At 70.4% G+C, this 18,081-nt stretch carries 19 protein-coding genes and 1 tRNA gene; 8 read left to right on the top strand and 12 right to left on the bottom strand.

What is annotated here, in order from left to right:
• The first annotated feature begins 37 nt into the window (after nt 1-37).
• Together idi and CXQ92_RS06970 are read left to right on the top strand one after the other, a co-directional pair.
• Nucleotides 38-649: an isopentenyl-diphosphate Delta-isomerase gene (idi, locus tag CXQ92_RS06965; protein ID WP_104166397.1), complete on the top strand. Its 612-nt coding sequence runs from the start codon at nt 38-40 to the stop codon at nt 647-649.
• A gap of 74 nt (nt 650-723) precedes the next feature.
• Nucleotides 724-1,923: an acetyl-CoA C-acetyltransferase gene (locus CXQ92_RS06970; protein ID WP_104166399.1), complete on the top strand. Its 1,200-nt coding sequence runs from the start codon at nt 724-726 to the stop codon at nt 1,921-1,923.
• A 99-nt stretch (nt 1,924-2,022) separates the two neighbouring features.
• Here the strand turns inward: CXQ92_RS06970 and rplL are convergent, their stop codons facing one another.
• The 8 genes from rplL to CXQ92_RS07010 form a co-directional block, all read right to left on the bottom strand.
• Nucleotides 2,023-2,400, bottom strand: a complete 378-nt coding sequence (gene rplL, locus CXQ92_RS06975; protein WP_104121380.1) for a 50S ribosomal protein L7/L12 — start codon at nt 2,398-2,400, stop codon at nt 2,023-2,025.
• A gap of 57 nt (nt 2,401-2,457) precedes the next feature.
• Nucleotides 2,458-3,060 carry a 50S ribosomal protein L10 gene (rplJ, locus tag CXQ92_RS06980; protein ID WP_104166401.1) on the bottom strand — a complete coding sequence of 201 codons (603 nt, stop codon included), beginning with the start codon at nt 3,058-3,060 and terminating at the stop codon, nt 2,458-2,460.
• A gap of 234 nt (nt 3,061-3,294) precedes the next feature.
• Nucleotides 3,295-4,413 carry a GNAT family N-acetyltransferase gene (locus CXQ92_RS06985; RefSeq protein WP_104166403.1) on the bottom strand — a complete coding sequence of 373 codons (1,119 nt, stop codon included), beginning with the start codon at nt 4,411-4,413 and terminating at the stop codon, nt 3,295-3,297.
• A 103-nt stretch (nt 4,414-4,516) separates the two neighbouring features.
• Nucleotides 4,517-5,221, bottom strand: coding sequence for a 50S ribosomal protein L1 (rplA, locus tag CXQ92_RS06990; protein WP_104121382.1), 705 nt, complete (start codon nt 5,219-5,221; stop codon nt 4,517-4,519).
• Between the two features lie 142 nt (nt 5,222-5,363).
• Nucleotides 5,364-5,795, bottom strand: a complete 432-nt coding sequence (gene rplK / locus CXQ92_RS06995) for a 50S ribosomal protein L11 (protein WP_043440576.1) — start codon at nt 5,793-5,795, stop codon at nt 5,364-5,366.
• Between the two features lie 122 nt (nt 5,796-5,917).
• Entirely contained in the window at nt 5,918-6,679 is a 762-nt protein-coding gene (gene nusG, locus CXQ92_RS07000) for a transcription termination/antitermination protein NusG (protein ID WP_258069805.1), read from the bottom strand.
• A 266-nt stretch (nt 6,680-6,945) separates the two neighbouring features.
• A complete protein-coding gene (gene secE / locus CXQ92_RS07005) occupies nt 6,946-7,203 on the bottom strand; it encodes a preprotein translocase subunit SecE (RefSeq protein ID WP_258069770.1) in 258 nt (85 codons plus the stop codon).
• A 153-nt stretch (nt 7,204-7,356) separates the two neighbouring features.
• Nucleotides 7,357-7,429, bottom strand: a tRNA-Trp gene (locus tag CXQ92_RS07010).
• Nucleotides 7,430-7,682: 253 nt separating this feature from the next.
• Between CXQ92_RS07010 and CXQ92_RS07015 the strand changes: the two genes are divergently transcribed.
• A complete protein-coding gene (locus CXQ92_RS07015; RefSeq protein WP_258069771.1) occupies nt 7,683-8,933 on the top strand; it encodes a pyridoxal phosphate-dependent aminotransferase in 1,251 nt (416 codons plus the stop codon).
• A 38-nt stretch (nt 8,934-8,971) separates the two neighbouring features.
• Here the strand turns inward: CXQ92_RS07015 and CXQ92_RS07020 are convergent, their stop codons facing one another.
• The gene (locus CXQ92_RS07020; RefSeq protein WP_104166409.1) at nt 8,972-9,646 is read right to left on the bottom strand and encodes a response regulator transcription factor; all 675 of its coding nucleotides are present in this window, start codon (nt 9,644-9,646) and stop codon (nt 8,972-8,974) included.
• A gap of 111 nt (nt 9,647-9,757) precedes the next feature.
• Entirely contained in the window at nt 9,758-11,143 is a 1,386-nt protein-coding gene (locus tag CXQ92_RS07025; protein WP_104166411.1) for an ATP-binding protein, read from the bottom strand.
• A 125-nt stretch (nt 11,144-11,268) separates the two neighbouring features.
• Between CXQ92_RS07025 and CXQ92_RS18375 the strand changes: the two genes are divergently transcribed.
• The 4 genes from CXQ92_RS18375 (at nt 11,269) to CXQ92_RS07045 (ending at nt 14,440) form a co-directional block, all read left to right on the top strand.
• Nucleotides 11,269-12,996, top strand: coding sequence for a PspC domain-containing protein (locus CXQ92_RS18375; RefSeq protein ID WP_258069772.1), 1,728 nt, complete (start codon nt 11,269-11,271; stop codon nt 12,994-12,996).
• Entirely contained in the window at nt 12,993-13,250 is a 258-nt protein-coding gene (locus CXQ92_RS07035) for a hypothetical protein (protein ID WP_181033565.1), read from the top strand. Before CXQ92_RS18375 ends, CXQ92_RS07035 begins: the two co-directional genes overlap by 4 nt.
• 57 nt (nt 13,251-13,307) lie before the next feature.
• Nucleotides 13,308-13,550 carry a PspC domain-containing protein gene (locus CXQ92_RS07040; protein WP_104166413.1) on the top strand — a complete coding sequence of 81 codons (243 nt, stop codon included), beginning with the start codon at nt 13,308-13,310 and terminating at the stop codon, nt 13,548-13,550.
• Nucleotides 13,551-13,627: 77 nt separating this feature from the next.
• The gene (locus CXQ92_RS07045; RefSeq protein WP_181033566.1) at nt 13,628-14,440 is read left to right on the top strand and encodes a carotenoid biosynthesis protein; all 813 of its coding nucleotides are present in this window, start codon (nt 13,628-13,630) and stop codon (nt 14,438-14,440) included.
• Between the two features lie 102 nt (nt 14,441-14,542).
• Here CXQ92_RS07045 and CXQ92_RS07050 read toward each other — a convergent pair whose 3' ends face one another.
• Both CXQ92_RS07050 and CXQ92_RS07055 read right to left on the bottom strand, forming a co-directional pair.
• Complete coding sequence (locus CXQ92_RS07050) at nt 14,543-15,970, bottom strand: NAD(P)/FAD-dependent oxidoreductase (RefSeq protein WP_104166417.1); 1,428 nt, start codon at nt 15,968-15,970, stop codon at nt 14,543-14,545.
• A complete protein-coding gene (locus CXQ92_RS07055) occupies nt 15,967-16,833 on the bottom strand; it encodes a UbiA family prenyltransferase (protein WP_258069773.1) in 867 nt (288 codons plus the stop codon). The genes CXQ92_RS07050 and CXQ92_RS07055 overlap by 4 nt, the downstream gene beginning before the upstream one ends.
• A 219-nt stretch (nt 16,834-17,052) precedes the next feature.
• Here CXQ92_RS07055 and CXQ92_RS07060 point away from each other — a divergent pair, with 219 nt between their 5' ends.
• Nucleotides 17,053-18,078, top strand: coding sequence for a 6-phosphofructokinase (locus CXQ92_RS07060; protein ID WP_104166421.1), 1,026 nt, complete (start codon nt 17,053-17,055; stop codon nt 18,076-18,078).
• Nucleotides 18,079-18,081 lie beyond the last annotated feature (3 nt).

Genomic DNA, 18,081 nt, shown 5'->3' on the forward strand with positions numbered 1-18,081 from the left:
GCGCCACGCGCGGACAACCAGCGAAAAGAGAGCCACCATGGCGAGCGAAACAGGAACGATCGAGCACGGGACGGCCGGTAGGGGCGGCGGCACACGGCGGGACGCCGAGCTCGTCGTGCTGCTCGCGGAGGACGGCACGCCGCTCGGGACGCAGGAGAAGGCGACCGTCCACACCCTCGACACGCCCCTCCACCTCGCCTTCTCGACCCACGTGTTCGACGGCGAGGGGCGCATCCTCGTGACCCGGCGCGCGCTCGGCAAGAAGGCCTGGCCCGGCGTATGGACCAACTCCTTCTGCGGGCACCCCGCCCCGGGCGAGGACTTCGAGGATGCGGTGCACCGGCGTGCCGCCCAGGAACTCGGGTTCACCGTCAGGGACGTGCGGGCCGCACTGCCCGACTTCCGTTACCGGGCCGTGGACGCCGGCGGGATCGTCGAGAACGAGATCTGCCCCGTCTACACGGCCCTCGCCGACAGCGCCGTGGCCCCCCTGCCCGAGGAGGTCATGGACCACCAGTGGGTGGACGCTCGGAGCCTCGTGCGTGCCGTCACCGCCACCCCGTGGGCGTTCAGCCCCTGGCTGACCCTCCAGCTCCCGCTGCTCTACCCGCAGGGCGCCGACGGGCCGGGGCCGCACCGGCGCGACTGAACCCGGTCGGAGGCGGAGGGGCCAGGCCCTAATCTGGTAGCGGCACCATTTCAACGACGAAAGAGAGTTTCGCCATGGCGACACCCACGCCAGCCCCCGACGACGTCGTCCTCGTCGGCGGAGCCCGCACACCCCTCGGGCGCCTCAACGGACAGCTCGCCTCCTTCACCGCCGTCGACCTCGGCGCGCTCGCCATCACGGGTGCGCTGGAGCGGGCGGGGGTCGATCCCTCCGCCGTGGACGCCGTCATCATGGGCCACGTGGTGCAGGCGGGCTGCGGCCAGAACCCCGCGCGGCAGTCGGCCGTCAAGGCGGGCATCCCCTGGAACGTCCCGGCCGTCACCCTCAACAAGGTGTGCCTGTCCGGGCTCACCGCCGTGATCGACGCCGCCCGGCTGATCCGCAGCGGCGAGGCGCGCGTCGTCGTGGCCGGCGGCCAGGAGTCCATGACGCGTGGTCCCCACCTGCTCCCGGGCGCCCGTCAGGGATGGACCTACGGGTCCATCCACGCCCTCGACTCCGTGGCCCACGACGGGCTGACCGATGCGTTCGACGACGAGTCGATGGGGGCCTCGACCGAACGCGGCAACGTGCGGCTCGAGATCGACCGCACGGCCCAGGACGCGGTCGCCGCGGCGTCCCACCAGCGGGCCGCAGCTGCCACGGACGGCGGGGTCCTCGCGGAGGAGATCGTCCCGGTGACCGTACCGCAGCGCAAGGGCGACGACGTCGTCCTCACGGCCGACGAGGGCATCCGCCCGACGACGAGCGTGGAGTCGCTCGCGAAGCTGCGGCCGGCGTTCAACCCGGACGGCGCGATCACGGCGGGCAACTCCTCCCCGCTGTCCGACGGCGCCGCCGCGCTCGTCGTCACCACCCGCGCCCATGCCGAGGAGCTCGGGCTCACGGTGCTCGCCGTCGTCGGCCGCCCGGGCCAGGTGGCGGGCCCGGACAACACGCTCCACTCGCAGCCCTCGGCCGCCATCAGCCAGGCCCTCGACCGTGCGGGGTGGTCCGCGGCCGATCTGGACTTCATCGAGATCAACGAGGCGTTCGGCTCGGTGGCCGTGCAGTCGCTCAAGGACCTCGACTACCCGCTCGAGAAGTGCAACATCCATGGCGGGGCGATCGCGCTCGGCCACCCCATCGGAGCGTCGGGTGCCCGGCTGGCGTTGCACGCGGCCATGGAGCTCGCGCGCCGCGGGACCGGGAAGTCCGCCGTCAGCCTGTGCGGTGGAGGCGGCCAGGGCGAAGCCCTCCTCCTCTGGCGCTGAGGCGTCCCCCGATCCTCCTGTCATACGAGAAGAGCCCCGCTTCGTGAGAAGCGGGGCTCTTCCGTCGTGCGAGCGGCCGGCACGTGCCGGCCGGAGGTGTTACTTGAGGGTAACGGTGGCGCCGGCGGCCTCGAGGGCCTCCTTGGCCTTCTCTGCGGCTTCCTTGGTGGCACCTTCGAGGACGGCCTTGGGCGCGCTGTCGACGACGTCCTTGGCTTCCTTCAGGCCCAGCGAGGTGAGCGCGCGAACTTCCTTGATCACTGCGATCTTCTTGTCGCCTGCAGCCTCGAGGACGACGTCGAACGCGGTCTGCTCCTCTTCGACAGCATCTGCGCCGCCGCCGGCGGGGCCGGCGACTGCAACTGCAGCAGCGGTGACATCGAAGGTCTCCTCGAACAGCTTCACGAAGTCCGAGAGTTCGATGATGGACAGTTCCTTGAAGGCCTCGATGAGCTCTTCGTTGGTGAGTTTCGCCATGGGAGGCGTCCTTCCTTTAGTGGTGCAGTGCACCGGAATATGTGGGGCGAAGGGAAACTAGTTCGCTTCGGGTGCTGCGGCTTCCTCGACGGGAGCCTCCGCGGGAGCTTCTGCGGGCGCAGCGGCTTCCTCGGTTGCAGCGGGAGCGTCGGCATCGGCTGCAGGTGCAGCGTCGCTTCCCTCCTCGAGCTTGATGCGCAGGGCATCGACGGTGCGTGCCAGGGAGGACATCGGTGCCTTGAGGACACCGGCCACCCGGGCGAGCTGGAGTTCACGGGACTCGAGGGCCGCCAGGGCGATGACCTCGGAGGCGTTGAGCGCCTTGCCCTCGAAGATTCCGGTCTTGATGACGAGCTTCGGGTTGGCTTTCGCGAAATCCGTGAGGCTCTTGGCTGCAGCTACGGCGTCGCCCTTGATGAAGGCGATCGCGGTGGGTCCGGAGAGCTGGCCATCGAATGCGTCGATGCCTGCTTCCTTCGCCGCGATGCCGGTCAGGGTGTTCTTGACGACGGAGAACTTGTTGTCGGTGCCGAGCGCACGACGCAGGTTCTTCAGCTGAGCAACGGTGAGCCCGCGGTATTCGGTCAGGACAGCGGCGGTGGATTCCTTGAAATCGGTGGCGATCTCATCCACTGCGGAAACCTTTGTTGGCGTTGCCATAACCCTCCTTCCGGGGGAATATGCGCCGGCTTTCCAGCTCCAATGAAAAACGCCCCGCGCAGATGCACGGGGCTTTGCTCGACACGGGCCGGGGCCAGTGGAGAGGAGCTTCGTTCACCTGCGTAGGCCGTCCCTCACGGGCACTTTCGGATCCTGATCCTTCTTCCCTGCAGCTCACGAGTGAGCAACCGGGAAGCGGACGCGGACCGACCGACGGTCTTTGGTGCCTCAAGCCTACGTGACGCCCGAAGCGTCTCCAAATCGGTGCGGGGGAAGCACCTTCTGCCAGCCTGCCGTCCGGCCCGCCGGCCGGAAGCCGAGTGCCACGTTCACGTCGAGCATGAACGTGTTCTCCTCGGCGTTCCAGGTGTAGACGCGCTCCGCGCCGGGCCATTCCGCGAGCACACGCCGGAAGTTGGCCGCCTTGAGCCACAGGCCGAGCCGGTGGCCCCGATGCTCGTCGAGGACCAGCGTGTCCTCCTGGTAGACGATGGTGGGCCTGGAGGCGAAGCGCTCGAGGATGGTGTGCCCTACGAGGTGTCCGCTGGGCCGGTGCCGTGCCGCGCAGACAAGGCTCGATGTCCCGCCCTCCGCGGACCTCCCCTCCTCCCGACGGATGCGGTCCGCGTCCCACTGCTCCTCCTCCTGGGCGAAGCCGCCGAGCGGCGGGTCGGTGCTCATCTTCCGCCGCAGCAGGGAGTAGTCCGCCAGCAGCCCGTCCGGGCAGCGCCCACCCCACGCCACCAGCTCGTAGTCGGGCGCGCCCACCCTGCCCGCATCCTGCTCCAGTTGCTGCACGCCCTCCAACCGGTCGAGGTGCAGCACACTCAGGCGATCCACCTGGACGAGCTCGAATCCCGACCGCAGGGCGAGGATCGCGGACGCATCGCCGGCGGGGAAGGATCCCGCGCCGGTCGGCGGGACGATCATGGCACCCTGGTCCCGGTCGTCCCCGACGGCCACGTCGCTCCAGGACATGATCGTGGTACGCCCCCTGAGCCGCACCTGCTGCTCCGCGAAGGCGAGCAGCGCGGCACCCAGCCCCCGCCGCCGGTACGCCGGTAGCACCTCGATCTGCAGGAATGCCGCCTGCAGGTTGTCCCGGAGCGGGAAGCCGAGGCGCGCGTTGGCCACGATGCTGCTACCGTCCCGCGCCACCCCGAGCACGTACTCACGATCGGGGCTCGGCTGCATCATCGCGATTCGCTCGTCCGGCGCCGTGCAGAAATCGTCATGACCCCACACGGCGTGCTCCACCGCGTTGCTCACGGCCGCGCTCCGCCGGAACCCGTCGCCTCCCTCGACGTCGAGCGTGCGGGGAATCGGTAGCTGCTCGATGGTCGCCGTGATCACGGGCCCAGCATAGCCCTGCGATTGGGACCTCTCAATCACTGTTGCCCCCAGACACGAAGAAGCCCCGCGGCTGATGCCGCGGGGCTTCTTCGGGAACAACGCCTCAGACGGCGAAGACCTTGGTGACGTTCGGGTCGACGGAGATGCCGGGACCGAAGGTCGTCGAGACGGTCGCCTTCTGGATGTAGCGGCCCTTCGAGGCGGAGGGCTTCAGGCGGAGGATCTCCTCGAGCGCCGCGGCGTAGTTCTCGCCCAGCTTCTGCTCGTCGAAGGACACCTTGCCGATAATGAAGTGGAGGTTCGAGTGCTTGTCGACGCGGAAGTCGATCTTGCCACCCTTGATGTCGGTGACTGCCTTCGCGACATCTGCCGTGACCGTACCGGTCTTCGGGTTCGGCATCAGGTTGCGGGGGCCGAGGATCTTTCCGAGGCGTCCCACCTTGCCCATGAGGTCAGGGGTCGCCACGGCCGCGTCGAAGTCGGTCCAGCCGCCGGAGACCTTTTCGATCATGTCGTCGGACCCGACGAAGTCGGCGCCGGCCGCGATGGCCGCCTCTGCCTTCTCGCCGGTCGCGAAGACCAGGACGCGGGCGGTCTTGCCGGTGCCGTGGGGGAGGTTCACGGTGCCGCGGACCATCTGGTCCGCCTTGCGGGGATCCACTCCGAGACGGAAGGACACCTCGACCGTGGCGTCGAACGTGGAAGGGTTGGTCTCCTTCGCGAGGACTACCGCTTCGAGGGGGGCGTACTGCTTGTCCGCCTCGATCTTCGCGGCAGCTCCCTTGTATGCTTTGCTGCGCTGTGCCATCTGCTTGTTCTCCTTATGCAGTCGTGGTCTGCGGACCGCGCTGGGCCCTGCCACTCACGACGTCGTCCGCGGGAGCGTCGCCGTCGTGCCTATTGGTGGTGTGCCCTGTCCGTCGAAGCCGGACCGGGCGGGGGTGGGGTGGTTAGCCCTCGACCGTGATGCCCATGGAGCGGGCGGTACCGGCGATGATCTTCGCGGCTGCCTGGACGTCGTTGGCGTTGAGGTCTTCCATCTTCATGGTGGCGATCTCCTCGACCTGGGCGTTGGTCAGCTTGGCGACCTTGACCGTGTGGGGCGTCCCCGAGCCCTTGGCGACTCCGGCCGCCTTCTTGATCAGCTCGGCTGCCGGCGGGGTCTTCGTGACGAAGGTGAACGAACGGTCCTCGTACACCGTGATCTCGACGGGAATGACGTTGCCGCGCTGGGACTCCGTGGCGGCGTTGTACGCCTTGCAGAATTCCATGATGTTGACACCGTGCTGGCCAAGCGCGGGACCGATGGGAGGGGCCGGGTTGGCGGCACCTGCATTGATCTGCAGCTTGATGAGGCCGGTGACCTTTTTCTTGGGGGCCATGAAAGGGTCCTTCTCTTGCATTGCGATCCCGCGGGACAGGAGCGTCCTGCGGGGTGGTGGCCGTCATGGCGTGACGGCCTTCACGGTGCCCCCGGCCAAGCACGCCGGGTGGCACCGAAGCTTTACTGGATCTTGGTGACCTGGTTGTAGGAGAGCGTGACCGGGGTCTCGCGCTCGAAGATCGAGACGAGCACGACGAGCTGCTGCGACTCGTGCTTGATCTCGGAGATCGTCGCCGGGAGGGTCTCGAAGGGACCCTCGTTGACGGTGACGGACTCGCCGACCTCGAAGTTGACCGTTGCGGGGGTGAACTGCGGCTGGACGGGCTTGCCGGACACCGCGTCCGTGTGGACGATGGTGTGCTCGAGCATCGAGAAGACCTCGGAGAGGCTCAGCGGGACCGGGTTGTGGGCATTGCCCACGAAGCCGGTGACGCCCGGGGTGTGCCGTACGGCACCCCAGGACTCGTCGGTCAGTTCCATACGGACCAGTACGTAGCCGGGGATACGCACGCGGTTGACGATCTTCCGCGTGGTGTTCTTGATCTCGACGACCTCTTCCATCGGGACCTGGATCTCGAAGATGTAGTCTTCCATGTCCAGCGTCTGGATGCGGGTCTCGAGGTTCGCCTTCACGCGGTTCTCGTAGCCGGCGTAGGAGTGGATGACGAACCAGTCGCCCTCCTGGCGGCGGAGTTTCGCCTTAAACGCGACCACGGGGTCCTCGACGGGAGCTTCCTCGGCGGCCTCGTCGGTGGCTTCCGGGGCCTCCGCCTCGGCGTCCCCGGACACGGCATCCGCTTCGTCGGCGTCGTCGTCGGCGTAGTCGTCGTCATCGGCGGCAGTGTCGGCGTCGGAGGCTGCGGCCTCGTCGACGGCGTCGATCGCCGTGGCCTCGAGGTCGGAGTCGGTGGAGTCGTCGACCGCGTCGGAGCCGTCAGCAGGCACGTCGATGTCGGCGGAGTCCACCTCCGCCTCCGTCCCGTACTCCTCGTTCTCCAGACCATCTTCGGGAGTGATCTGCCGTTCGAGTTCTTGCTCGGACACCTAGCCGCCTGCTTTCTGACATTCTTCGAAGGTTGTTCTGCTTGCCTGCACTCGACCCGGCGCTCCGCCGGCGGTGCGTCGGTGGGGTGTCCCCCAGGGCAACGTCAGTTGCCGCCGAACACCCACAGCGCGCCGGCCCCGAACAGGAGGTCCAGTCCGGTCACGATGAGCATCATGATGATCACGAAGACGAGGACGGTGATGGTGAATCGGACCAGCTCCCGACGGGTCGGCGTGACGACCTTCCCGAGCTCCGCGAGGACCTGGCGGATGAACAGCATGATGCGTCCGAAGAACCCGCGCTGGGGTTCCTTCTTCTCGGAGGGGCTTCCCTTGGAGCTGCTCGCAGCCGTATCGGTCACCGTCAACCTCATCAATCTGTGTGGTGTTCCAGCCGGACCACCAGAGGCGCGTCCAGCTGATCATGTTTACCGTCGCGCGGAACCGATACCTGCGTCGGGACTTCGTGATCTGTTTCTGCCGTGCCTTCGCCGTCGTTCCGCGAAGGCCACGCGCAGGGCAGACAGGACTCGAACCTGCAACCTGCGGTTTTGGAGACCGCTGCGCTACCAATTGCGCCACTACCCTTTGGTCTTGAACCGGTACAGCTCCACTCCGGACGGCCCGGGGAGGGCACGAACCATCATGGTGTTTCAACACCGAGGGACAAGTCTACGCATTCACCGCCGGAACGTCGAACCGGCAGCATGCGCCCCCGCCACGGCGCCCTCCCCGGACGTGGCACGGCAGCGGCCGCGCGGACGCTCCGGCGCAGGGAGGCGGCCCTGTTCGGGCCCTGGCAGGTGCCAGCGCCTAAGCTGGGACGAGACACTTGCCCCCCATGGAACGGGACCCGATGAACGCGACGACCGACGACTCCGCCCGCGCAGCACTCCCCCGGATCTCCCGACGGATCGGCTCGATCGCGGAGTCCGCGACACTCGCCGTGGACGCCAAGGCCAAGGCCCTGAAGGCTGCCGGGCGCCCCGTGATCGGGTTCGGCGCGGGTGAGCCCGACTTCCCCACCCCGGACTACATCGTCGAGGCGGCGATCGAGGCGGCCCGCCAGCCGCGGTTCCACCGCTACTCCCCCGCCGGCGGACTGCCGGAACTGAAGCAGGCGATCGCCGCCAAGACGCTGCGCGACTCCGGCTACGGCGTCGACCCGTCCCAGGTGCTGGTGACGAACGGCGGCAAGCAGGCCGTGTACGAATCCTTCGCCGCGCTCCTCGATCCCGGGGACGAGGTCCTGGTACCCACTCCGTTCTGGACCACCTACCCCGAGGCCATCCGCCTGGCCGGCGGTGTGCCGGTCGAGGTGTTCGCCGGCCCCGAGCAGGGTTACCTGGTGACGGTGGACCAGCTGGCGGCCGCCCTGACGCCGCGCACCAAGGTGCTCCTCTTCGTCTCGCCGTCCAACCCCACCGGTGCGGTGTACGGCCCGGACGCCGTACGGGAGATCGGCGAGTGGGCTGCGGCGCGCGGACTGTGGGTCGTCACCGACGAGATCTACGAGCACCTGACGTACGACGACGTCCCGTTCACCTCGATCGCGACGGCGGCCCCCGCCCTCGGCGACAGGGTGGTGGTGCTCAACGGCGTCGCGAAGACCTATGCGATGACCGGATGGCGCGTGGGCTGGATGATCGGACCGAACGACCTCGTGAAGGCGGCGACCAACCTGCAGTCGCACGCGACGTCGAACGTCTCCAACGTGCCGCAGATGGCGGCGCTCGCCGCCGTCTCGGGCCCGCTGACGGCGGTCGAGGAGATGAAGGTCGCGTTCGACCGGCGGCGCCGCGCGATGGTCTCGGCGCTCGACGCGATCGAGGGCGTCGAATGCCCCACCCCGCACGGGGCCTTCTACGCCTACGCGGATGTCCGCGCCCTCCTCGGCAGGAGCTTCGACGGCGCCACGCCCGCGACGTCCGCCGAACTCGCCGCACTGATCCTCGAGAGGGTGGAGGTCGCCGTCGTTCCCGGCGAGGCCTTCGGGCCCAGCGGATACCTGCGGTTGTCCTACGCCCTCGGCGACGAGGACCTCGCGACGGGTGTGCGCCGGCTGCAGGAGTTCCTCGGGTCCGTCCGCTGACGCGACGGCCAGGGCGCCCGGCCACGGCCGGCGGCTGATCAGAGCAGCCGGCGCTCCGTGGCCCAGCGCGTGAGCTCGTGGCGGGAGGAGAGCTGCAGCTTCCGGAGGACCGCCGACACATGGGTCTCGACGGTCTTGACGGAGATGAACAGCTCCTTCGCCGTCTCCTTGTAGCTGTAGCCGCGGGCGATCAGCCTCATGACCTCCAGTTCGCGTGCGGACAGGCGATCGAGCTCGTCGTCGACGGCGACCGACGCCGTCCCGAACGCATCGAGGACGAATCCGGCGAGCCGCGGCGAGAAGACGGCGTCCCCCGAGGCGATGCGCTGCACGGCATCGGTGATCTCCGGCCCGGAGATGGTCTTCGTGACGTAGCCGCGGGCCCCCGCGCGGATGACGGCGACGACGTCCTCGGCCGAGTCGGACACGCTCAGCGCCAGGAAGCGGGACGGGACGCCGAGCCGGGAGCACCGGTGGATGACCTCCGCGCCGCCGCCGCCCCGCCCGCCCGGCAGGTGCACGTCGAGGAGGACGACGTCGGGCCGCATGGCATCGATCACGGTCTCCGCCTCCTCGACCGTCGCCGCTTCGCCGAGGACCCGGATCACGGGGCCGAGCGCCGCACGGAGCCCTGCTCGGAAGATCCCGTGGTCGTCGACGATGACCACGGAGACGGTTCCCGGAGCCGGTCCCGGTTCATCCATGCTGTCCATGTGTCTCCCTTCCGGCCGTCGGCCGTCCGTCCTGTCGCCATGCACGGCTGCCGATCGTCCCGGCGCCTCGGCCGCCGGGCACCCCGATCGCCCCGGGGCGGGGCCGCGTCCTCATGCGGGGACGCCGGTGGCCCGGGGCAGGCGGAGCCGCACCTCGGTGCCGTCCGCATCGCTGCGGAGTTCCGCCGTTCCACCGTGACGCTGCATCCTGCTGTGGATCGACTCCCGGATGCCCAGGCGGTCGGCCGGGACCGCCGCCGGGTCGAAGCCCGGGCCGCGGTCGCGCACGAAGACCTCCATGGTCTCCGGTCCGGCCTCGAGGTACACCGACACGGCGACACCGGCGTGCTTCGCCGCGTTGAGCATTGCTTCACGGGCTGCCTGCGCGAGGGCGTCCTCGGCCTGCCCGAGAGGGGCGTCGCCCACGGCGACGACGGTGACCGGGTGCCCGTAGAGGTCCTCGATCTCCCCGGCCATGCTCCGGAGCCGTTCGGCGAGGCTGACGGGGTCCCGCCCGGCGTCGGCGAACAGCCACTGGCGCAGCTCGCGTTCCTGGGCCCGGGCCAGGCGCAGCACATCCGTCTCCGAGTCCGCCCGATTCTGGATGAGGGCCAGGGTCTGCAGTACCGAGTCGTGGAGGTGCGCGGCGATCTCCGCGCGTTCCGTCTCCCGCACACGGGCTGCCTGCTCGCTCTCCAGGTCCCGCCAGAACTTGAGGCCCCAGGGGGCGAGGACCAGCCCCACGCCTGCGAGGACGGCGAGGACGGCGACGAGGGTCGCCATGGTCAGGGTCCACGAACCGCTGCTGGAGAGTGCAACGAGGACCCCCGCGATGACGAGCACCATGCCGGCGAACAGGCGCAGGGCGCCGCCCGCCCGCTCGGCGCCGGCCCGGTTCATCACCCGTGCCCGGCGCACGTCGTCGAGCTGGGACCAGGCGAGGGCTGCGCCCGTCGCGACGACCGCGATGGGGACGAGGAAGCCCCAGTCGACCGCGACGCCCAGCAGCTGCACCACGAGGACGGCCGCAGCGACCAGCAGTGCGGTGCCGAACAGGATCTCCCGGTGCCCGGCACGCTCCGTGCGGTCGCTCCAGGAGTCGGCGGCGAAGGGATCGGCGCCGTCGGGCCGCGCCCCTGCAGGAGCCGAGCCTGCGGGAGGTGCGCCGGAGCCGGTCTGTCCCGTGCCGGGCAGCACGGCGAGGGAGGCGGCCGGCCGGCCCGTCCGACCACCGAGGTCGTCCTGGGGGCCCGTCGCGCCGACGTCGTGCATGAAGGCCGCAGGACCCCTCCTGTGTCCCGCCGCAGCGGCCCGGTCCGACGCCGTCGGAACGAAGATCCAGAGCCAGGCGTACAGGAAGACTCCAGCGCCGGAGGCGAGGGTCAGGACCGCCATGCCGACCCGGACCCAGGACCGGGGGACGCCCAGATGAGCCGCGAGGCCCGCGCACACGCCGGCGATGATGCCGTCGGAGGTGCGCAGCAGCGGGGGTCTCATGTCCTCATCAAAGCACGCCGAGGGCCGCTCGGGGACGGTCCCGGAGCAGATTCAGGGGGCTCTCAGGGTTCAATCAGGGTAGGCCCCGATGTGCGCGCCACGGCGTGGGCGGAAGGATGGGGGACATGACCTCAGCACCACCGCCAGGCGGGCCGTCCTGGCACCAAGAACCGGCCGCATCGCACCCCGCGGGACCTCCCGCGTCGTCGTCGTTCTTCCGCTGGTTGCGGGGACTCGACATCACCCGGACCCCGGACCGCTGGGTCGGTGGAGTAGCCGGCGGCGTGGCCCGGCGCACCGGCCTGGACATCGCCCTCGTCCGCGGACTGATCGTGATCCTCGCGGTCTTCGGCGGTATCGGTGTGCTGCTGTACGGGCTCGCCTGGGCGCTGCTGCCGGAACCGGACGGGCGCATCCACGTGGAGCAGGCCGGCCGGGGCTCCTGGACCTCGGGACTGACCGGGGCCGCCGCGCTCGTGGCGATCGGCCTCTGGCGCCCGAATCTGCCCTACCTCGACGGCGGCGGTGCGGGCGGCCTGCTGTGGACCCTGTTCTGGATCGGCGCCGTCGTCCTCTTCGTGTACTGGATCATCAACCGCTCCACCGGCGGACAGGCCCGCCGGGACATCCCCGGTGGCCCGTCGACCCCCGGCGGGTCGGGCAGCGGCCCCGTGCCGCCGTCGGGTCCGGTACCGGACCGGGGTGACCCGGGGCGTCCCGGCCCCGTGCCGCCGTCGGGTCCGGACGGTGAAGCACCCGCGGCAGGACCGGCAGCAGGTCCCGGCGGGGGCTCGCCCGATGACGACTCCTCCAGTGGTCCGGTCGGCTCCGGCTTCCCCGTCGGCTCCGACACGGAACGGGACGGAGGAGCCGACGGCGCAGCGGACGACGGGGCGGATGACGGCGCGGATGACGGCGCGGACGGGAGCACCGACGATCCTGCCGACGACGACGCCGCGGCCGACGCCGGGCACCGCACCGTACCCCTGCCGTACCAGCCCCGCGCCTACTCGGCGACGGAGCCGTGGGCGCAGCAGACCCAGCCGTTGCCCTACGAGCCAGGGTCGTCCTGGTCAGGGTCCACGTATCCGGGGGCCTACATGGCCCCCGCCATCGGCCGGCCACCGGTCACGAAGTACCGGCCGCCGCGGCCTCCCGGGCCCGTCACGGCACTGCTGGTCGGCGGGGCCGTCGTCGTCGGGGCAACGCTCCTCGCCCTCGACTACGTCGGAATGCTGGATCTCGCCAATCCGGTCGTCGTCGCCCTCGCTGCGGCTTCGATCGTCCTCGCCCTCGGTGTCATCGGGCTCGGAGCATGGGGGCGCACCTCCGGATTCGCCGGATTCGCGGCGGCGCTCGCCGTCATCGGCGCACTCATCGCGTCCTTCACGATCGTGGGCGGCGCATGGATCGTCGCCGAGGAGCGGAGGGCCACCCCGGTGTCGCTGCAGGCCGCCTCCGGCGGCTACAGCGTCCTGGCCTCGCAGAGCACCATCGATCTCACCAGCCTGCCGCCGCTGTCCCGCGACGTCGTGGTGCCGGTCAACTCGCTCGCCAGCGCCGTCACCGTGGTGGTGCCCGACGACGTCCCGATCGAGGTCCGCACACGGATGGCGCTGGGCAGCTCCGGGACCCGCGGGACCCTGGAGGGGCCGGACGGCTCGTCCGCGGAGCCCCGGAGCGACGGCGGTGTCCTGCAGCTGCGGAACGGCACGCTGAACCCCGACGCCACCGGATCGGCGATCGTCCTCGACGTGCGCGGCGCGATGAGCGACGTCAGCATCGTCACCGCTCCCGGCTCCGGCGACACCCCTTCGACCATCAGTCCCACCCCGACCGGAGACACACCATGAGCACCGCACTGAACGGAACGAAACACCACCCACGCCTCCTGACCATCGTCTGGGGGTCGGTGATCCTCGCCGTGGCCTCCCTCCTCCTCGTCAGCCAGGTCGTGGAGCTGTCCATCGACCCCGTGATCGTGGCACTGGGCCTGCTCGTGGGCGTCGGGCTGGCGCTCGTCGCGGGCGGCATCCTGTCCCTGCGATCCAGGCCGACCGGGGACGGCCGGGAGGACCCGCACGACGACCCCCTGTCCGGATACTGACTGCAGTTGGATACTGATTCCCACGACCCCACCCACCCGAGAACCGAAAGGCACACCATGCAGTCCTTCTACCGCATGCTCCGCTCCTCACCCATCAAACGCGCCCCAGGGGGCCTCCTGGGCGGCATCGCCGCGGGCATCGCACTGCAGTACGGCTGGCGCGTGACCTACGTCCGCATCGGGATCCTGCTGAGCTTCCTGCTCCCCTTCATCGGCCTCCCGCTCTACCTCGTCCTCTGGCTCCTGCTCCCCACGACGGAAGGCACCATCGCCCTCGAGCGGCTCCTCGCCGGAGGCTAGGACCGGGCGTGCAGCAAGGGGCACCCGCCGCACGGCGGGTGCCCCTTCCGTCTGCGTGACCTGCAAGGATGGATGACGTGCCGAAGACTCCTGCTGCCCGCCGCTTCCCCCGCCTGCTCATCGCGTCCTGCGCCTTTCTGTTCGTCTCCGGCTACTTCGTGGTGCGGTTCCCGGACGTCGAGGGCGCGAGCTACGCGTCCTACGGCTTCAACCTGCTGATCGCCCTGCCGGCGTTCATCGCGCTCATGCAGCAGCTCGGTGCCGCGCGGGGTGCCGCCGCCCTCGCGGCCGTGTCCGTCTTCGGCTACCTGATCGAGGGCTTCGGCGTCGCCACACATCTGCCCTACGGAGAGTTCTACTACGGTGAACCGCTGGGGCCCACGATCCTCGGCCTCGTCCCGTACCTGCTGCCCCTCTCCTACGTGCCGCTGGTCATCGGGGCGGTGGCCGTCGTCTCGGGCGGCGGGAGCGCCCTGCGGAGGATCCTGCTCGGCGGGCTGCTGCTCGTGGTCATCGACGGCGTCCTCGATCCCGGGGCGGTGTCGCTCGGCTTCTGGATCTGGCCGGGTGGCGGGCCCTACTACGGGGTCCCGCTCTCGAACTACGGCGGATGGCTCATCTCCGGGCTGGTCGCTTCCGCCCTCGTGACCTGGATCGGCGGGCGACGCCTGACCGATGTCCCGCTCCGGCCGGGCCTGCTCGACAGCCTGCTCGTCTCCATGTTCCTGTGGCTCGGCGTCTGCGTCTTCTCGGGACTCGTGTTCCCGGCAGTGCTCGCCGTCGCCCTGATCGTCCTCGTGGCGCGTCGGCGGGTGCAGCTCACGCGCACCGCGCCACCGTCCGCGTCGGCGGCGGGCGGGGCGACGGTCGACGCCGCACGGCAGGTCTGAGCCACTCCACCCCACACGAACGGACTTCGGCCGTCCCGCGGTCCGGCACCCGGGCGGTCCGGGCCGTCCGGCACCCGGGCGCGAACGGACACCGTCCGGCCGTCAGGCGGTGGAGCCCAGGCGTGCCAGCAGTTTCTGCGTGGACATCATCGCGCCGCCGAGGACCGCCGGCAGCCCGCCACCGGGGTGGACGGAGGCGCCCACGCGCCACAGCCACGGGCGCAGCGGATCCGAGTAGGGCGGAAGGTGGAACGGGCCGCTCATCCACGCGGGCCGCACGGCCCCGTAGAGCGCCCCGCCCGCCGAACCGCGCTCGCCGAAGTAGCCCGGGTCGAGGATCTCGTGGCTGCCGAAGTAGTCCTCGATCGGTTCGGGCAACCCGAGGACGCGCGTCGTCCGGTCGAGCTCACGCCGCACGAACGGGTCCTCGAGCGAGTATCTCCGGCCGTTGGCCGGCGCCGTGAGCAGCAGTGCGAGCGTCGCCGAGCCGTTGGGGTAGACGCCGTGCGCGGGATAGTAGTTCGCGAAGGCCATGGTCTGGTCGGGTTCCTCCCCGGCCTCGAGGCTCGCGTAGAGCGCCGCCGGATCGTCCGGCATGACCACGCCGTGCCGGGCCGTCCCCTCGGGGAGCGGCCGTGCCAGGACGGCGTAGATCCCGATGGCGGAGCAGGTGAGCTTCCGCGGCAGTCGCGGGGCACGTCCGGCCAGCAGCCCCGCGAGGCGGTGCGCGTCGAGACCGCTGACGACGGCGTCGGCCGGGTAGTTACCCGCGGCCGTGGTGACCCGCCGTCGTCCGATGCGCTGCGCGGGCTCGCCCGTGCGGATCTCCACGCCGGCGTCCTCGGCGATGCGCCGGAGCGCCAGCACGAGTTCGTAGACGCCGCCCTCGGGGATCCAGACGCCGTCCTGGGCCATGATGGCGGGCATGCTGGCGTAGATGGCGGGCGTCCGGGTAGGGCTGACGCCCGCATTGAGCGTGTGGATCGCGATGACCTCGCGGAGCCCCTCGGGCAGCCACGGCAGGCTGTCGAGATAGCTCCGCGTGGTGAGCCTCCGCCCGTACAGTCCACCGAGCTTGGCCAGCGCGGGGTAGGAGGACTTCTCGAGCGGGCCCGTGGTGAGGAGGCGCGACACGTCCTCCCCGAGGACGCCGTGCTCCGCCGCGAAGCGGGTCCAGGCCGGGTGCCACGGATGACCCTCCGGTACCGGCAGGGCGCACGCCTCGCCGCGGTAGTAGTAGGTCCCGACCTCCGGAAGCCGTTCGAGGCGGAGACAGGCGATGTCCGCGGCCGGCATCGCGTCGGCGGGGGCGACGGCGTCGAGGAGGCGCAGGAGTTCCTGCCACACGCTGGGGAAGGTGACGAGCGACGGCCCCGTGTCCATGCGCTGCCCCGAGACCTCGACGCGGCGGCTCTTGCCGCCCACGTGGTCCGAGGCCTCCAGCAGGGTCACGCCGTGGCCTGCGCGTCCGAGGAGGGCCGCGGCCGTGAGGCCACCGATACCGCCTCCCACGACGACGACCCGGCTCATCGGTAGAGGCCCAGCGTCAGGGCGACGACGAGCTGGACGCCGGCGACGGTCCCCGCCACGTAGGGGAAGGCGATCGAGTACCGGTACAGCCGATGCCCGGTCTCCGGGCGGGGATCCCGGTAGAGGCCCAGCAGCAGCCAGCCCGCGATCACGGTGTTCACGACGGCGACCGGGATGTTGACCACGGCGAAGCACGCCGTCGACACCGCCCACCAGGCGCCGCTCCAGGCGACGACGCCGCGGGGCCCGAGCCGCACGGCCGTCGTCGTGATGCCCACTCCCCGGTCCTCGTCGATGTCCTGGACGGCGTCGTAGGTGTGCTTCGCCGCACTCCAGGCCATCAGGCCGAGGGCGGCGGCCCAGACCTGCGTGTCACCGAGGGCGTAGGGGACGAAGACGAGCGGGAACGCGTAGGCCGCGTTGCTGAGGGAGTCGAGGTACGGCCGGGCCTTGAAGCGCAGCGGCGGCGCGGAGTAGAAGACGAAGACGAGGGCGTACAGGGCGATCCAGGCGAGGGCCGCCGGGGGGAGGGTGGCCGTGAACCATGCGAGGAACGGCAGGTTCGTGACGAGCACGGCGATCCAGATGGAGCGGACCTCCGAGGCCCTGATCCTGGCCCCCTCGAGCGATCCCTTCCGCGGATTCAGGGCGTCGGTGTCCTGGTCGAAGATGTCGTTCACGCCGTAGATGAGCAGGTTGAACGGCAGGGTCAGCCAGACCAGGAGGGCGAGGGCCTCCCACTGCCAGAAGGTCCCGGTGAGCCACATGCCGACGACGCCCGTGCCGAGCGTGTTGATCCAGAGGACCGGCCGCGAGATGTGGACCATGCGCAGCGCCGCTGGCGCAAAACCTGCCTGGGGCACTGCTGGTGTCCTCCTCGGACGGGCGGCGCGCACCCGGGGGCTCGGGCCCTCGTGCGCTGGATGCTTCCAGCCTACGTGGTCGCCGATGTGCCCGGTGCCGGGTGCCGGACGGGCGCCCTCTGTGAAGGGGGTGGGCCGTATGTGTCTAGAATCATAGGCGGGCCCGACGGCGTGCTCCTGATGCACCATCACACCCTCCTCGAAGGAACCCCACGCCATATGAAGATCGGAATCCTCACCAGCGGCGGCGACTGCCCCGGACTCAACGCGGTCATCCGCGGCGCTGTCCTCAAGGGCATCAAGGTCCACGACCAGGAGTTCGTCGGATTCCGGGACGGCTGGCGCGGCGTCGTCGAGGGCAACATCGTCGACCTCCCCCGGCATGCGGTGCGCGGCATCTCCAAGCAGGGCGGCACGATCCTCGGGACCTCCCGCACCAACCCCTTCGAGGGCAACGGCGGAGCGGACGTCGTCAAGGCGAACATGGAGCGCCTCGGCATCGACGCGATGATCGCGATCGGCGGCGAGGGCACGCTGGCGGCGGCGAAGCGGCTCACGGACCTGGGCGTGAAGATCGTCGGCGTCCCCAAGACCGTCGACAACGACCTCGACGCCACCGACTACACCTTCGGCTTCGACACCGCGGTGCAGATCGCCACCGAGGCCATCGACCGCCTGCGCACCACGGGCGAGTCCCACAGCCGCTGCATGATCGCCGAAGTCATGGGCCGGCACGTCGGGTGGATCGCCCTGCACGCCGGCATGGCCTCCGGCGCCCACGCCATCCTCATCCCCGAGCACCAGACCAGTGTGGAGCAGATCGCCGAATGGGTGTCCACGGCCAACGCCCGCGGGCGCGCGCCCCTCGTCGTCGTCGCCGAGGGCTTCGTCCCCTCGCACATGGAGCAGGCGCACTCGGAGCGCGGCCTCGACACCTTCGGCCGTCCGCGGCTCGGCGGGATCGCGGACCAGCTCGCGCCCGAGCTCGAGGCACGCACCGGCATCGAGACCCGCGCCACGATCCTCGGCCACATCCAGCGCGGCGGCGTCCCGACGTCGTTCGACCGCGTGCTCGCCACACGCCTCGGCATGGCCGCCGTCGATTCCGTGAGGGACGAACTCTGGGGCACCATGGTGGCGCTCAACGGCACGGAGATCGCCCACGTGGGCTTCGAGGCGGCGCTCGGCAACCTCAAGCGGGTCCCGCAGCACCGCTACGACGAAGCCTCCATCCTGTTCGGCTGACCC

Source organism: Arthrobacter sp. SX1312 (assembly GCF_002929295.1).
Taxonomy (GTDB): Bacteria; Actinomycetota; Actinomycetes; order Actinomycetales; family Micrococcaceae; genus Arthrobacter_D.

Coding starts and splice junctions, on each gene's coding strand:
- CXQ92_RS07050 (WP_104166417.1), bottom strand. CDS start 15,970: ATGAGCCGGGTCGTCGTCGTGGGAGGCGGTATCGGTGGCCTCACGGCC.
- CXQ92_RS18375 (WP_258069772.1), top strand. CDS start 11,269: ATGACCTCAGCACCACCGCCAGGCGGGCCGTCCTGGCACCAAGAACCG.
- CXQ92_RS07035 (WP_181033565.1), top strand. CDS start 12,993: ATGAGCACCGCACTGAACGGAACGAAACACCACCCACGCCTCCTGACC.
- CXQ92_RS06970 (WP_104166399.1), top strand. CDS start 724: ATGGCGACACCCACGCCAGCCCCCGACGACGTCGTCCTCGTCGGCGGA.
- rplA (WP_104121382.1), bottom strand. CDS start 5,221: ATGGCACAGCGCAGCAAAGCATACAAGGGAGCTGCCGCGAAGATCGAG.
- CXQ92_RS07025 (WP_104166411.1), bottom strand. CDS start 11,143: ATGAGACCCCCGCTGCTGCGCACCTCCGACGGCATCATCGCCGGCGTG.
- rplL (WP_104121380.1), bottom strand. CDS start 2,400: ATGGCGAAACTCACCAACGAAGAGCTCATCGAGGCCTTCAAGGAACTG.
- idi (WP_104166397.1), top strand. CDS start 38: ATGGCGAGCGAAACAGGAACGATCGAGCACGGGACGGCCGGTAGGGGC.
- rplK (WP_043440576.1), bottom strand. CDS start 5,795: ATGGCCCCCAAGAAAAAGGTCACCGGCCTCATCAAGCTGCAGATCAAT.
- CXQ92_RS07020 (WP_104166409.1), bottom strand. CDS start 9,646: ATGGACAGCATGGATGAACCGGGACCGGCTCCGGGAACCGTCTCCGTG.
- CXQ92_RS07015 (WP_258069771.1), top strand. CDS start 7,683: ATGGAACGGGACCCGATGAACGCGACGACCGACGACTCCGCCCGCGCA.
- CXQ92_RS07040 (WP_104166413.1), top strand. CDS start 13,308: ATGCAGTCCTTCTACCGCATGCTCCGCTCCTCACCCATCAAACGCGCC.
- CXQ92_RS07060 (WP_104166421.1), top strand. CDS start 17,053: ATGAAGATCGGAATCCTCACCAGCGGCGGCGACTGCCCCGGACTCAAC.
- rplJ (WP_104166401.1), bottom strand. CDS start 3,060: ATGGCAACGCCAACAAAGGTTTCCGCAGTGGATGAGATCGCCACCGAT.